Below are 14,803 nucleotides of genomic sequence, written 5' to 3' on the forward strand. Positions count from 1 at the left end.
GATAAAATTCATAAAAAAGGTTTTTATATAAAAACCTTTAATTCCGTATTTTCTTTATCTTATTTTTTAGTAAATGTGTCATTATCCAATTTTTAGTTTGATGCCAAAGGATTCATGATCTTTAATATAATAGAAAACTAAGATAATGGTAACTAAAACATCAATAATTCAAATGAATAAATCATGTTTATAATACTTTAAGTTACATAAGATAAGAAAGCTATAACTGAAAATAAGGTATGTATTGATCATGATAAAGGAAAAATGAGAAGATTTTTTCTGCTTTTAGATGACTATTATTGACGAAAAAGTTTAACAATCATACATCTTGTCATTAAGTAATTTATTTTTGGGATAAAGATGATGCACAATCCGTATGGTACCTATAACTTTTCACCTGAACTAAGAGATTCAGCTGCTCAATCAAAAGCTTGGCCGTTTGAAGAAGCCCGTAAAATTATCAAACGCTATGAAAAAATTGGCTACCCAGAGCATATCTTATTTGAAACAGGTTATGGACCGTCTGGCTTGCCACATATTGGAACTTTTGGGGAAGTTGCACGTACAACTATGGTACGTCATGCATTTCATATTCTTACCGAAAACAAAATTAAAACAAAACTTCTTTGTTTTTCTGATGATATGGATGGTTTGCGCAAAGTTCCTGATAATGTGCCTAATCGAAAAAAAATGGAAGACTATCTTGGTCAACCGCTTAGCCGTATCCCCGATCCTTTTGGAGATGATTATCCTTCTTTTGGAGCTGCTAATAATGCACGTTTGCGTACTTTCCTTGACCGTTTTGGTTTCAACTATGAATTTGCTAGTGCTACCGATTATTATCATTCTGGTCGTTTTGATGAAACACTTCTAAGAATACTGTCCTGTTATGATAAGGTTATGGAGCTCATTCTACCAACATTGGGTAAAGAACGACAAGAAACTTATTCACTTTTTCTGCCTATTTCTCCACTTTCTGGAAAAGTATTACAGGTCCCAATGATTGCTCGAAATGTTGAGAAAGGAACTGTAACCTATATCGAACCTGAAACAGGTGAGCCCATTGAAACAGAAATTACAGGTGGAAAAGTTAAGTGTCAGTGGAAAGTGGATTGGGCAATGCGCTGGACTGCACTCGGAATTGATTACGAAATGGCGGGAAAAGATCTTATCGATTCAACAAATCTTTCTTCTAAAATTTGCAAAATTCTTGGTGGCCAGCCTCCTGAGGGATTTAATTATGAGCTTTTTTTGGATGATAAGGGACAAAAAATTTCCAAATCTAAAGGAAATGGTTTGACTATTGATGAGTGGTTAACTTATGCACCAACAGAAAGTTTAGGACTCTATATGTTCTTAAAACCAAGAACAGCAAAACGGCTTTATTTTGATGTTATTCCAAAAACTGTTGATGAGTATTACGCACATCTTTCAGCATATGAGCATCAGCAATGGAAAGAGCGTCTTAATAATCCCGTATGGCATATTCATCATGGATGTCCTCCTCAGGTCAATTTGCCTGTTTCTTTTGCTATGCTGTTGAATTTGGTCAGTGCTTCTAATGCTGAAAATAAAGACGTTCTTTGGGGATTTATTTCTCGTTATGCTAAAGGAGCTAATGCGCAAATATATCCGATGCTTGACCAGTTAGTGCAGTTTGCTCTTAAATATTTTGAGACATTCGTAAAACCAAATAAAAAATTTCGTACAGCTGATGAAAATGAACGCTCAGTATTGATTCAAATTGATACAAAATTAGCGAGTTTGCCGAAAACTGTTGATGGAAATACTCTTCAAAATGCACTTCTTGATGTTGCACGCTTAACCGAATGCTATCAAGACCATAGCAAAAAAAATCCAGAAGGGGGGCCTGGTGTTTCAAGTGTTTTTTTTCAAATGCTTTATGAAGTACTCTTAGGACAAGAACGAGGACCACGGTTTGGATCATTTATAGCACTGTATGGAATTGATGAGACACGTGCACTCATTGCTACAGCACTTGCCCGATCGGTAGAAAAATAATGGAACGTAGAGCACAAGAAGTAAAACGACGGCGTACATTTGCAATCATCGCGCATCCTGATGCCGGAAAGACAACCTTAACAGAAAAGTTGTTATTATTTGGTGGTGCTATTCAGTTGGCTGGTGAGGTGAAAGCAAAAAAAGACCGTATTCAAACCCGTTCTGATTGGATGAATATTGAACGCGACCGTGGTATTTCTGTTGTTACATCTGTAATGACATTTGAATATGAAAATCATATTTTTAATTTGTTAGATACCCCAGGTCATGAGGATTTTTCGGATGACACATATCGTACTTTAACAGCCGTTGATAGTGCAATTATGGTACTCGATGGAGCACGCGGAATTGAGCCAAGAACACTCAAACTGTTTGGAGTATGCCGAATGCGTGATATCCCTATTGTCACTTTTGTTAACAAAATGGACCGTGAAGCCCGTGATCCCTTAGAAATTTTAGACGAAATTGAAGAAAAACTTGCGCTTGATACTGCTCCAATCACTTGGCCTATTGGTATAGGAAAGAATTTTACTGGCACTTTTGATCTTCATAATAATTGTTTTCGCCAGCAAGACCATGAAGTTATTTCACAAACGATTTCTGATCTTCGCGAAGTTGCAAATTTGCTTCCTGAAAATCAACAAACACTCTTTATTGAAGGAGTAGAGCTTGCTCGCAGTGCTTGCAAGAAATTTAATCTTAAAGCTTTCTATGAAGGGTATATGACACCTGTTTATTTCGGTTCAGCTTTACGAAATTTTGGTGTCCGTGATTTGATTAATGCCCTGATTGATTTTGGTCCAAGCCCTCGTGATCAGGTAGCCGATCAACGAAATGTAGTGGCTACTGAACCCAAAATGACCGGTTTTGTCTTTAAAATTCAAGCTAATATGGATCCTAATCATCGTGATCGTATTGCATTTTTGCGGGTGTGTTCAGGAACACTTGAACGCGGTATGAAAACGAAGTTAGTACGAACAGGAAAATCAATGACACTCTCAGCACCGCAGTTTTTCTTTGCGCGTTCACGTCAAATTGCTGATCAAGTGTATGCTGGTGATATAGTAGGTATTCCGAACCACGGAACTTTGCGTATTGGAGATACCTTGACTGAAGGAGAAGATATTCTCTTTAAAGGCCTACCAAATTTTGCACCAGAAATTTTACGTCGCGTTCACTTAGGTGACCCGATGAAAGCAAAAAAACTAAAAGAGGCTTTGCATCAAATGGCTGAAGAGGGAGTCGTACAGTTATTTATCCCTTATGATGGTTCCCCAGCTCTTATTGGTGTTATTGGTGCTTTGCAAATTGATGTTTTAACAGAACGACTTAAAGTAGAATATTCTCTACCTGTGAGTTTTGAATCATCGCGTTTTAACGTATGTCGTTGGATTTCTGCAGAAAGTAAAGAAGAACTTCAAAATTTTCTTACTCATCATCGATCCGCTATTGCGCATGATTTAGACAGTGATCCAGTTTTTTTAGCAGAAAATCATTTTTCGTTAAATTATGAAGCAGAAAGAGCTCCGAAAATAAAATTTGTCGCTTTTAAAGATTATCAGATACGCTCTAAATAAAAAAGGATCTTTAATTTTAAAAAAAGAAATTATTATAAATAAAAACATTAAAATGAGCTATGATTCTTTTGTAAGTTTAAAAATTTTATAGTGAATTAGACTATTCTTTTTCTAATCGTCACGAAATACTTATATATCATATGACAATAATTTTTAAACTTGAATATTCTATAGAAATGGAAAAACTAAAGAGAAAACTGCTCTCCCAAATAAATTTCACGAACATCAGCATTATTGATAATGTCGTTCGGACAACCATGAACTAGCACTTTTCCTGCGTGAATAATATAAGCACGATCAACAAGCTCCAATGTTTCACGCACATTATGATCCGTTACTAAAACGCCAATACCACGTTGAGTTAAATGACGAACAAGCTGTTTAATATCAGAAATAGCGATGGGATCAATTCCTGCAAAAGGTTCATCAAGCAACATAAAGTTGGGGCGAGAAGCTAAAGCGCGTGCAATTTCAAGACGCCTACGTTCACCTCCCGATAAAGAAAGAGCGGGCATTTTTCGTAAATGATCAATTTTGAATTCATGCAAAAGGGCATCCAACTCTTCATGGCGTTTAAAGCGATCTTTTTGAATTACTTCCAAAACAGCCTTAATATTATCTTCTACTGAGAGACCACGAAAAATTGAAGCTTCTTGCGGTAAATATCCAATCCCTAAACGAGCACGTCGATACATTGGCAAATGGGTAATATCAAACCCATCAATCTCTATTGAACCACCATCGGATTTTACTAAACCTGTAACCATATAAAAGCAGGTCGTTTTGCCAGCACCATTAGGACCCAAAATACCGACAGTTTCTCCAGCATGAATATTAAAAGAAACACGATCAACAACCTGTCTTCCTCGATAAACTTTAACTAAATTATGAGCAACTAAAGTCCTATTTGAGGTTTTTTTTAAAACCCTACTCGTAAGGTTGTGTTCAATCGTCTTTTTTTCTCTTTTGATTCCAAACATGAAATCTTAACGACCATTCTTTGAGCTTGATTTTAAAATAATCGAAACACGATTCTTTTTTCCAGGAGTCTTACATCCTTCAAGAGAAGCTTTTCCAGTTTTCATATTCGCTGTTAATATGCATCCTTGAGCGACATTATCGCCATCAGTCAACACAACATTATTACCTGTTAAGATTATCATATTCGATTGTCCATCAAAAATAGCTTTATCACCCGTAGCAGTTTGTTTTGCCATTTTTATATAAACCTCACCTAAGGCTTCTACTTTTTGAATATCTGTCGAACCAATCTTTTCAGGAAAAATCGATTGTTTCCTCAACTGATTTATACCACCTGTTATATGTGCTTTATTATAATAAATAACTAATTTTGACGTTCGTAAAAGTCGTTCGCCCTGCATCACTGAAACATCGCCATTAAAAACAGCAATGCCTTCCTTATCACGTATTTCTAAAGAATCTGCGTAAAGTTCCATTGGCTCTTGCCCATTTAACCCATCGATTCCAAAATGAGTGACTGCAGCATATCCATTAATTGATCCCAATATCGCTAGACTTAAAGTTAAGAGACTTACCTGTTCTTTACACGATTTTTTTGTCTTCATTATTCTTAATTTTTTTTCTCGTATAAATGTACATACGCCTTCTATAAACACTACTCCAAGTTCCTTCTATTATTTTTCCTTCTTATCAAGAACAATACGTACCCCCTTTTGGAAATACATAACTTGCTCTTTCTCACAAACTTGCAGAGCATTTGCTATAAGATGAAAATTGGCACTTTGAATATTCACAGGCTGATCTGTATTAAATTGGCTTTTAGATAAATCAATATTTGCAGCTATAAATTTTGCAATTATTCCATCTTTCGTTGTAACCGTAAAAGGTTCATTGAATTGTAAATGACTTTTAATATTATCATAAACTCCTCCTTGTGCATCAATAAAAATTTGCCCCTGTCCCTTTGTAGGGACTTCAGCTGTAATATTCTTTAACCCAATAATTCCAGAAGACTTACGATCTTGAAACGCCTTTTCTGCTTTAATCCAGTAAGGCTTATGAAAATTTGTATAACCTTCTAATCTTGGATTAAGCATTGTTAATTGTGCTATTTCCTCTTCTTCATGACTCGAAAGCACCTTATCAAAGGAAAAAGAAATAGAAAAAAATGTGAACCAACAAAAAATTAATGCTATAATCAATGCAAGAAATGGTAAACAAATTTTTAACAAGCGAACTTTACGGGAATGAGAATAGGTTTTTTTTAAAATATTGGTAAAAGATGATTCTATAGAAAAAAATTCATGTTGGTTACGCACAGTCATATTGTTAATTTCCCAGATATTTCGCTTTTTTTTATTTATAGAGTTTTTATAAGGCATGTTTTAAATCTTATTTATTGCAATCTTTCTTTTACTGGCTTTATTTTACTTTTAATGATTTATATATTGGAATATGCATATCTTATATATGTAACGTGCATATATGAAACACACAATTATAACAAAAATCTTTTTTCGTATGAAAGAGAGGCTATTTTGGTTAAATCAGAACTTGTACAAATTATTGCTCGTCATAATCCGCATCTTATGCAGCGCGATGCAGAAAATGTTGTGAGTGCTATTTTTGAAAAAATTTCAGCTGCTCTTGCTAATGGTCAACGTGTTGAACTCCGTGGTTTCGGTGCTTTTTCTATAAAAACACGTTCAGCTCGTAATGGTCGCAATCCACGAACAGGTGAAACTGTTATGGTCGAAGAAAAATGGGTTCCCTTTTTCAAAACAGGTAAAGATCTACGTGACCGGCTTAATAAATGAGTAAATCCATGATCATTAAACGCTTTCTCTTAGCGGTTATTTTGGCGCCTATTACAGCTTTTTTGATTGGCTTTATCGTTGCTAATCGCCAAGTTGTTATATTAACGCTTAATCCTTTTCAAAACAATTCTGAACATTTTACTTATCAAGCTCCTCTTTTTGTTTGGCTTTTTACTTTTTTTTGTTTTGGTCTTTTGTTAAGCAGTATAATCAATTGGTTTGCACAATACAAAAACCGTAAAGCCTTAAAAGAAAGCAAAGCTCAAATAGAGAAATTAAAAATATCAATTGCTAATAAATCTAATACGGTAGCACTCTAATAAAATCTTTTCTATAGTGCTCAAAAGATAACAAATCTAAAGATGTTTTCTCTTGTTTCCTGTACATAGTTTAATTACCTTACGGCTCTTAACATCATAAGGACTTCAACGAATATTTAAAATAATCCCTTTTTAGGACAATATATTACGACACTCAATATGCCTGTACAATGTTTCCAACCACACTCTCATAAAGTATACCCACAAGAGAAATTGCCTTTCATTTTAGAAACAGGTGCAAGCACAGATTATGCTTTAATTGATTCTGGGAATGGAAAAAAATTGGAGCGTTATGGTTCCTACCGTATTATTCGGCCAGAAAGTCAAGCGCTATGGCAACCAGCTTTATCACAGAAAAATTGGGCTAATGTTGATGCAATTTTTACAGGTAACCGAGATGAAGAAGGAGTTGGTCGTTGGTATTTTCCTAAAAAGCCTCTTGGTGAAACATGGCCACTTTCTTGGAATGGCTTATCTTTTCTGGGACGTTTTACTTCCTTTCGCCATGTGGGTGTTTTTCCCGAACAAGATGCTCATTGGCGTTCACTAGAAGAACAAATTATTAAAACCAATCGTCCTGTTAAATTATTAAATCTTTTTGGCTATACAGGCATTGCTTCTCTCATTGGTGCACGTTCAGGTGCGATTGTTACCCATGTTGATGCTTCTAAAAAAGCTATCAGTTGGGCGAAAGCTAATCAAGAAAAAGCAGGATTATTAGATCGTCCCATTCGCTGGATATGCGACGATGCAATAAAATTTGTTGAACGTGAATTACGCCGTCAAAAAAGCTACGATTTGATTCTTCTTGATCCTCCTGCTTATGGACGCGGACCTCATAATGAAATTTGGCAATTGTTTGATCACTTACCAGCCATGATTAAAAACTGCCGCAAACTCTTATCGAATAAACCACTTGCTGTTGTTCTCACAGTTTATTCTATTCGTGCTTCCTTTTATACGTTTCATACTTTAATGCGTGATGCATTTATAAATCTTGGTGGTACGATAGAGTCAGGAGAATTGATTTTGCGTGAAGAATCCGCTGGACGAGCTCTTTCTACTTCACTTTTTAGCCGTTGGATTGCTTGAACATGTGTAAACAAAAAACCGGCAAAGTGAAAGAAATTACATCCCTTAGCAATCCTATTATTAAATATTTTAAAGCACTAGACAAAAAGAAAAATCGTAATCGAGAAAATATCTTCATGGCAGAAGGGTTAAAATTAGTCATTGATGCTTTAAATCTTGGTTGGACAATTCACACACTTATCGTTTCTAAAAATTCACTAAGTAATTCCACCATTGAAAATACCGCTGCAAATACTATAGCTAATGGTGGTTTTGTAATTAAAGCCTCACAAAAGGTTCTGGAATCCATTACCCACCGCGATAATCCACAAACGGTTATTGGTATTTTTAAGCAACAATGGCACTCTATTGAAAAAATAATAAGACAAATCGGTGATGTCTATATCGCCCTTGATCGTGTGCGTGATCCTGGAAATCTTGGAACTATCATCCGTACTGTTGATGCAGCAGGAGCTAAAGGAATTATTTTAATTGGAGAGACAACAGATCCCTTTTCACCAGAAACAGTACGTGCAACAATGGGATCTATATTTTCCGTACCACTTTATCGTTGTAATGAAAGTACTTTTTTAAATTGGTCTACACATTTTAAAGGGATAATCGTTGGTACGCACCTTAAAGGATCTGTAGATTACCGCACAATTGATTTTAAAAATGGTCCGATTATACTTTTAATGGGAAATGAACAACAAGGTTTATCAGATGTTCTCGTAAATCACTGCCATAAGCTGGCGCGCATCCCACAATGTGGGCATGCCGATTCACTTAATTTAGCAGTAGCAACAGCTATTATGCTCTATGAAATTCGTCGTTCTTACTTAACTCTTGAAGTCATGCAGGGATAAAAAATGACAAGGAAATCATTGCTCTTTCTTTTTTTCACTTTAATCTTTACAGTGGGACTTGATCAAGCAATCAAATATTGGATTATGCATAGCTTACAATTAGGAGCAGAAATACCGATTTTTTCTTTTATTTCTCTTTATCATGTCCGCAATACTGGCATTGCATTTTCATTCCTTTCTTCCTATCCTCATTGGGGAATTATTGCTCTTACACTCATTATCATTGTTTTTCTTTTATGGTTGTTGAAAAATACTGCAAAAGACAAATTTTTATCGCATTTTGGTACTACCCTTATTATTGGTGGGGCAATTGGTAATCTCATTGATCGTGTTCGTTTTCATTATGTCATAGATTACCTGTTATTTCATATTCGTGATGTTTTTTCTTTTGCCGTTTTCAACCTTGCTGATACTTTTATCACACTTGGTGCTGTTGCTGTTTTAATTGATGAATTTTGTATATGCGCTAAAAAAAAACGTTATTCTAATAACACATCTCTTGAATAAAGAAATTCTGTGATTTTTTTTGATTTTACATTAACAGTTTCTGGCCTCTTTCAAAGGCTCTATAGAGCTACATTAGCATAGAAAAGCTCGCTTTTCTGTGTTAGTATATATTAATATATAAATAAAAAAATACACTTTTTCTTAGATCTGTTAAGGTTCTCATGATTATAGGGTATAGATAAAAATTTTTAAAACCTTCTTACAAACACTAAAGATTAATTCTCACAGAAATCGTTATTATAATTAATTAAAACAATAGAGCTCACTCAAAAGAAAGAGAATATTAGAAGCGTTCTTTCCTTTTGAAGGATCGTATATTCACTTTTTTATTTTACAAGCGACTTAGAAAACATTAATCATATTGAATTTTTTTGCTTATCCATTTTATTTTTCTTTAGCCACTAAAATTAACAAAATTTGTACTATCATCATAATACTGTTTTTACATCAATCACATTACACTTCTCTTAATACTCTAGAGAAAAATAACCCTTTATTACTAATTTTTAAACTTTTCTTTTAATAAAAAACTCTTGTAATTTCCAAATAAATCCCCATAATAGAGGGAAGTGTGCTAGAATTCCATTAAGGCTTTGAGAACCTTTGTATTCGCCTAACAAAAAAGGCTTATATTTTAAGAGCATAAAGGAGTATAAGCTTCTTTTAACTCGAGTACCTTAAGGAAACATATGCTAAAGGACTTATATTATGGCTGATTTTAAAAATTTACGTTCGGCATCTATTTCTCATGCCGATGCATCAATTGATCAAGGGTTGCGCAGTTATATGCTGGGCGTTTATAACACAATGGCCATTGGTTTGCTTATTACAGCTGCTGCCGCTTATGCAATCGCGTCATTGGCTACAACAACAGATATGAGTCAAGCTGTAGCCCAAATCAATGGAAGTGTTTATTTAACATCATTTGGTGTGACATTTTATATGTCACCGTTTTCTTATGTTATTATGTTTGCACCGCTTGTAGCTGTATTATTTCTCAGTTTTAAAATTAATACGCTCAGTACTAGTGTTGCGCGCAGCCTCTTTTTTGGTTACGCTACTCTTGTAGGGCTCTCGCTATCGTCTATTATTCTACGTTATACGCCAGAAAGTATTGTACAAACATTTGTTATTACTTCTGCTGCTTTTGGTTCTTTATCACTATACGGTTATACTACAAAACGAGATCTTACAGCTGTAGGTTCATTTTTGTTTATGGGCTTAATTGGTTTAATGCTTGCTACAATTGTGAACATTTTTCTTGGGTCAAGTGCTTTACAATTTGCAATCTCTGTGATTGGTGTTCTCGTTTTTGCTGGTTTAACAGCTTACAATACACAAAACATAAAGTTGATGTATTATGAAGGAGATGGATATGATACTCGCAGTCGTAAAATTATTATGGGTGCATTGAATCTATATCTTGATTTCATTAATATGTTTGTTTTTTTATTGCAATTTCTTGGTTCTAATCGCGATTAATAAAAATTATTATTTAATTTAAAAGCCTTGTTTTCTTAAAAACAAGGCTTTTTTATCTTTTATATAAGTGCTGTCTTTAAATCTATTGACATGATTAAACACTAAAAATAACAAAAAACTAAAATTTTGTTGGCTTATTACATTGATCCAGAAAAAAATTCATAATTCTTTATTAAGAGCAATCTATAATCACTCTGGTTATCATAAAAATGTAATCAACTATAATGATAACTATGATCTTACTATAGCCTCTTATAATGTCCACAAATGTGTTGGTGTTGATAAAACTTTTAATCCTTCTCGTATTGTACGTGTTATCGCTGAATTACAAACAGACATTCTCGCCCTTCAAGAAGCGGATAAGCGTTTTGGTGAACGCACGGGTTTGATTGATCTTCAACTCTTAAAAGCTGAAACAGGATTAATTCCAGTGCCTTTAAAAACTATGTCACCGAATGGCCATGGCTGGCATGGCAATGCTCTTTTTTTGCGTCAAGGATGTGTACATAATATTTCACAAATTACTTTACCTGGTTTTGAACCCCGTGGCGCTATAATTGTAGAATTAAAAATGAAGTCAGATTTTATTCGTGTTATAGCAACTCACTTTGGTTTGTTACGTCATTCTCGTAATCAGCAAGTTAAAATGCTTCTTGCGCTTCTTAAAAAATATTCTGTTATGCCTACACTTCTCATTGGTGACTTAAATGAATGGCGCAAAGGTAAAGGCTCATCATTAAATTTTTTTTCCCCTTACTTTGATATCACACTTGGTAGCGTACCAAGTTTTCCTTCTCGTTTTCCTTTTTTAGCTCTTGATAGAATTTTTGCTTTTCCTCATCAATTATTGATAAATGTTGAAAACCATTATTCACCACTCGCACGTATTGCCTCTGATCACTTGCCTATTAAAGCATACCTTAACCTTTCAAAAGCAATGTCTACTCTTAAACATAAAATGAATAAAACAAATTAATGTGCCTCATCCCAATTTTGAGCAGCTATAACTTTCACTTCAAGCGGTACAGATAAAGATAATGCTGGCATTGTAGCATTTTCCATAACTTTTTTAATGAGAATCGCTGTTTTTGTACTTTCAGATTTTGGGACTTCGAAAATAAGTTCATCATGGACTTGCAATAACATTTTAGCCGACAATCGTTCTTTTTCTAAAGCATTTTCCATTTGAATCATAGCACGGCGAATAATGTCTGCTGCTGACCCCTGGATTGGTGCATTGATAGCAGCTCGTTCATTAAAAGCACGAATTTGTGATTTAGCGGTTTTTATTTCAGGATAGTGAATACGACGTCCAAAAATGGTCTCTACATAACCATGATGACGTGCAAATATTTTTGTTCTTTCCATATAATCCTCTATTCCTGGAAATCTTTCAAAATAGAGTTGAATATAATCGCTAGCTTCCTTACGTGAAATTCCCAATTGGCTCGCTAATCCAAAGGGCGAAATGCCATAAATAATACCAAAATTAATAGCTTTTGCACGTCGACGTATTTCTGATGTCATTCCTTCAACTGCAACTCCAAACATTTGGGATGCAGTCATAGTATGAATATCCTGACCTTTTGTAAATGCTTCTTTTAATGCCGTTATATCAGCAACATGAGCAAGAATACGTAATTCAATCTGACTATAATCAGCTGATAATAATAAATACCCTTTTGAAGCAACAAAAGCTTTTCGGATTTTTCGTCCCTCAGCAGTTCGTACTGGAATATTCTGCAGATTAGGTTCTGATGATGATAATCGTCCCGTTAATGTTGTTGCTAGGGAATAATTTGTATGAACACGACCAGTTGTAGGTAAGATATAAGAAGGTAAAGCATCTGTATAGGTAGACTTTAGTTTTGTAAGTTGGCGCCAATCAATAATTTTTCTTGGTAAAATATGGCCTTCAGCAGCTAACTCTTCTAAAGTTTGTGCAGATGTTGACCATTGGCCACTTTTCGTCTTAGCACCACCAAGTAAGCCCATTTTACCAAAAAGGATATCCCCTAGTTGTTTGGGTGAAGCAATATTAAATTTTTCACCAACAAGCTGATAAATTTCCTCTTCCAAATTTAAAGCAGCCTGTGCCAATTCTCCTGAAAGGCGTGATAAAATCTGTCGATCGACAAGAATTCCACGCTCTTCCATTCTTGCGAGAATTTCTATCAATGGACGATCAAGACGTTCATAAATTTTTGTCATCTTTTGTGCAACAAGCTGTGGCTTTAATACTTGCCATAGACGAAGCGTTATATCAGCGTCTTCTGCCGCATATAGTGTAGCTTGTTTCAAATCTACTTGTGCAAAAGAGACTATTTTTCTTCCACTATGAGTCAAATCTTTGTAACTAATTGGCTTATGCCCAAGCCAACGTTTAGATAAAACATCCATACCATGTGTCGAAATTCCAGCCTCTAAAGCATAAGATAAAAGCATTGTATCGTCAAAAGAGCACATTACAATATTGTATTGTTTCATGACTAACCAGTCATATTTTATATTCTGGCCAATTTTTAAGACGGCTTGATTTTCCAATATAGGTTTTAAAAGTGCTAAAGCTTTTTGTGTTTCAATTTGTGGAACAATACGCCCACCTCCCAAAAGATTTTCTTCTTCTGCAACATGTTCAAGTGGAACATAGGCTGCTTTCCCAGGTTGTAACGCCAATGAAAAACCAACAAGCTTTGCTTGCATAGGATCAAGAGAAATTGTTTTTGTATCAAAGGAAAAATAACCTTGCTCTTGCGCTTCTAACAGCCATTCTTTTAGAATTTCCTCATCAAGAATAGTTTTATAGGCATCTCTTGCAATTTTTTGAATAAGAGCTTGATCCTTGCGTTTTTGTGCTAAAATTTGTGGAGAATTCTCAAAAAAATCATGAAATAAAACTGTATTATTTTCTTTGCTACTCAAATCAGTCTTGTACGTAGTTTCTTTCCATTCAATATCTAGCTCTAACGCATCAATAACCGCAGCATCACATGCCGTCTCTTTTGCGACACGACGTGTTAGTGCTGTAAACTCCATAGCTTTCAAAAAAGCGATCAAACGCGGACCGTCTTGTGGTTCCAAAATGAAATGATCTAAGTTTTTATCTACAGGAACATCTGTTTTAAGTTTAACGAGTTCACGAGAAATTTTTGCTTGTTCACTATAAGTTTGAATATTTTCACGTCGCTTTATTTGCTTAACTTCTGTCACGCGTTGCAGTAAAAGATCAAGAGAACCAAACTGATCTAATAATTGTGCTGCAATTTTGGGGCCAATACCTGGAATACCTGGTATATTATCTGTTGGGTCTCCAGTTAAAGCCTGCAAATCAATCATTTTTTCAGGCATTACACCCCATTTTTCTATGACCTCAGAGATACCTATATGCTTATCTTTCATGCTATCATATAAAGACACATGTTTGTTTACTAATTGCATCAAATCTTTATCAGAAGAAATAATCGTTGTTTTTGCTCCAACCTGTGTCGCTAATTGCGCATAGGTAGCAATTAAATCATCTGCTTCAAATCCTTCTTTTTCGATACAAGGCAAATTAAAAGCTTTTGTTGCTTGTCGTATGAGTGCAAACTGAGGAATAAGATCTTCTGGAGGAGCTGCTCGATTGGCTTTATATTGAGGATAAATTTCCTTGCGAAAAGTATTAGATGAATAGTCAAAAATAATAGCAATATGAGTTGGAACAACACCAATAGCGGTATTACGGGCGTCACAGAGTAATTTCCATAGCATGTTACAAAAACCAGCCACGGCTCCTACAGGAAGTCCATCCTTTTTGCGTTTTAAAGGTGGTAGAGCGTGATAAGCACGAAAAATATAGCCTGATCCATCAACCAAAAAAAGATGATCATTTTCTTTCATAACGATTTTATTTCTCCCTTTTCATAAAAAGAAAATACACTTTTATATTTTTATTGATCCTATTTTAAAATCTGTTGGTTTTGCCTCTAAAAAGCCATTTTTTATTGTCATAGGTTTGGAATATCGTTGCATTTTGTGTTCAGTACCTAAAGCTTTTCTTTGCTGTTACAGGATATAATAGCTTTATTTTGTTCCTCCTATGATAGCTGGGGTGCAATGTAGCGATAAGGTCGTTGTGGTGTTCCCCTCCCCACAACGACCGTATTTTTTTAAGAGTTGAT

Annotated in this window: 13 protein-coding genes; 9 read left to right on the forward strand and 4 right to left on the reverse strand. The window is 34.9% G+C overall.

Annotation, left to right across the window (positions count from 1 at the left end; genetic code table 11):
- The first annotated feature begins 363 nt into the window (after window positions 1–363).
- Together O99_RS03620 and O99_RS03625 are read left to right on the forward strand one after the other, a co-directional pair.
- The gene (locus tag O99_RS03620) at window positions 364–2,022 is read left to right on the forward strand and encodes a lysine--tRNA ligase (RefSeq protein ID WP_371441554.1); all 1,659 of its coding nucleotides are present in this window, start codon (window positions 364–366) and stop codon (window positions 2,020–2,022) included.
- Window positions 2,022–3,599, forward strand: coding sequence for a peptide chain release factor 3 (locus O99_RS03625; RefSeq protein ID WP_035006395.1), 1,578 nt, complete (start codon window positions 2,022–2,024; stop codon window positions 3,597–3,599). The genes O99_RS03620 and O99_RS03625 overlap by 1 nt, the downstream gene beginning before the upstream one ends.
- Window positions 3,600–3,784: 185 nt before the next feature.
- Here the strand turns inward: O99_RS03625 and lptB are convergent, their stop codons facing one another.
- The 3 genes from lptB to lptC all read right to left on the reverse strand — a co-directional run bounded on the left by lptB (window position 3,785) and on the right by lptC (window position 5,905).
- Complete coding sequence (gene lptB, locus O99_RS03630; protein WP_035006396.1) at window positions 3,785–4,579, reverse strand: LPS export ABC transporter ATP-binding protein; 795 nt, start codon at window positions 4,577–4,579, stop codon at window positions 3,785–3,787.
- Window positions 4,580–4,585: 6 nt separating this feature from the next.
- On the reverse strand, window positions 4,586–5,185 hold the full coding sequence (locus tag O99_RS03635; protein ID WP_035006750.1) for an LptA/OstA family protein: 600 nt from the start codon (window positions 5,183–5,185) through the stop codon (window positions 4,586–4,588).
- A 69-nt stretch (window positions 5,186–5,254) separates the two neighbouring features.
- Window positions 5,255–5,905 (reverse strand): LPS export ABC transporter periplasmic protein LptC, encoded by a 651-nt coding sequence (gene lptC, locus O99_RS03640; RefSeq protein WP_035006751.1) that lies wholly within the window; start codon window positions 5,903–5,905, stop codon window positions 5,255–5,257.
- 213 nt (window positions 5,906–6,118) lie between these two features.
- Here lptC and O99_RS03645 point away from each other — a divergent pair, with 213 nt between their 5' ends.
- The 7 genes from O99_RS03645 (at window position 6,119) to O99_RS03675 (ending at window position 11,619) form a co-directional block, all read left to right on the forward strand.
- Window positions 6,119–6,397, forward strand: coding sequence for an integration host factor subunit beta (locus tag O99_RS03645; protein WP_035006398.1), 279 nt, complete (start codon window positions 6,119–6,121; stop codon window positions 6,395–6,397).
- Between the two features lie 8 nt (window positions 6,398–6,405).
- Window positions 6,406–6,717, forward strand: a complete 312-nt coding sequence (locus O99_RS03650) for a LapA family protein (protein WP_035006399.1) — start codon at window positions 6,406–6,408, stop codon at window positions 6,715–6,717.
- 159 nt (window positions 6,718–6,876) lie between these two features.
- Window positions 6,877–7,809 (forward strand): class I SAM-dependent methyltransferase, encoded by a 933-nt coding sequence (locus tag O99_RS03655; RefSeq protein WP_035006400.1) that lies wholly within the window; start codon window positions 6,877–6,879, stop codon window positions 7,807–7,809.
- A gap of 2 nt (window positions 7,810–7,811) precedes the next feature.
- On the forward strand, window positions 7,812–8,654 hold the full coding sequence (locus tag O99_RS03660) for a TrmH family RNA methyltransferase (protein ID WP_035006401.1): 843 nt from the start codon (window positions 7,812–7,814) through the stop codon (window positions 8,652–8,654).
- Window positions 8,655–8,657: 3 nt separating this feature from the next.
- Window positions 8,658–9,161 (forward strand): signal peptidase II, encoded by a 504-nt coding sequence (lspA, locus tag O99_RS03665; RefSeq protein WP_035006402.1) that lies wholly within the window; start codon window positions 8,658–8,660, stop codon window positions 9,159–9,161.
- Between the two features lie 708 nt (window positions 9,162–9,869).
- Window positions 9,870–10,643: a Bax inhibitor-1/YccA family protein gene (locus O99_RS03670; RefSeq protein ID WP_035006403.1), complete on the forward strand. Its 774-nt coding sequence runs from the start codon at window positions 9,870–9,872 to the stop codon at window positions 10,641–10,643.
- Between the two features lie 142 nt (window positions 10,644–10,785).
- The gene (locus O99_RS03675) at window positions 10,786–11,619 is read left to right on the forward strand and encodes an endonuclease/exonuclease/phosphatase family protein (protein WP_407636705.1); all 834 of its coding nucleotides are present in this window, start codon (window positions 10,786–10,788) and stop codon (window positions 11,617–11,619) included.
- On the opposite strand, the gene polA is transcribed toward O99_RS03675, so the two are convergent.
- Window positions 11,616–14,522: a DNA polymerase I gene (gene polA, locus O99_RS03680; protein ID WP_035006405.1), complete on the reverse strand. Its 2,907-nt coding sequence runs from the start codon at window positions 14,520–14,522 to the stop codon at window positions 11,616–11,618. The genes O99_RS03675 and polA overlap by 4 nt on opposite strands.
- Window positions 14,523–14,803 lie beyond the last annotated feature (281 nt).

It is taken from the genome of Bartonella rochalimae ATCC BAA-1498, assembly GCF_000706645.1.
GTDB classification, from domain to species: Bacteria; Pseudomonadota; Alphaproteobacteria; order Rhizobiales; family Rhizobiaceae; genus Bartonella; species Bartonella rochalimae.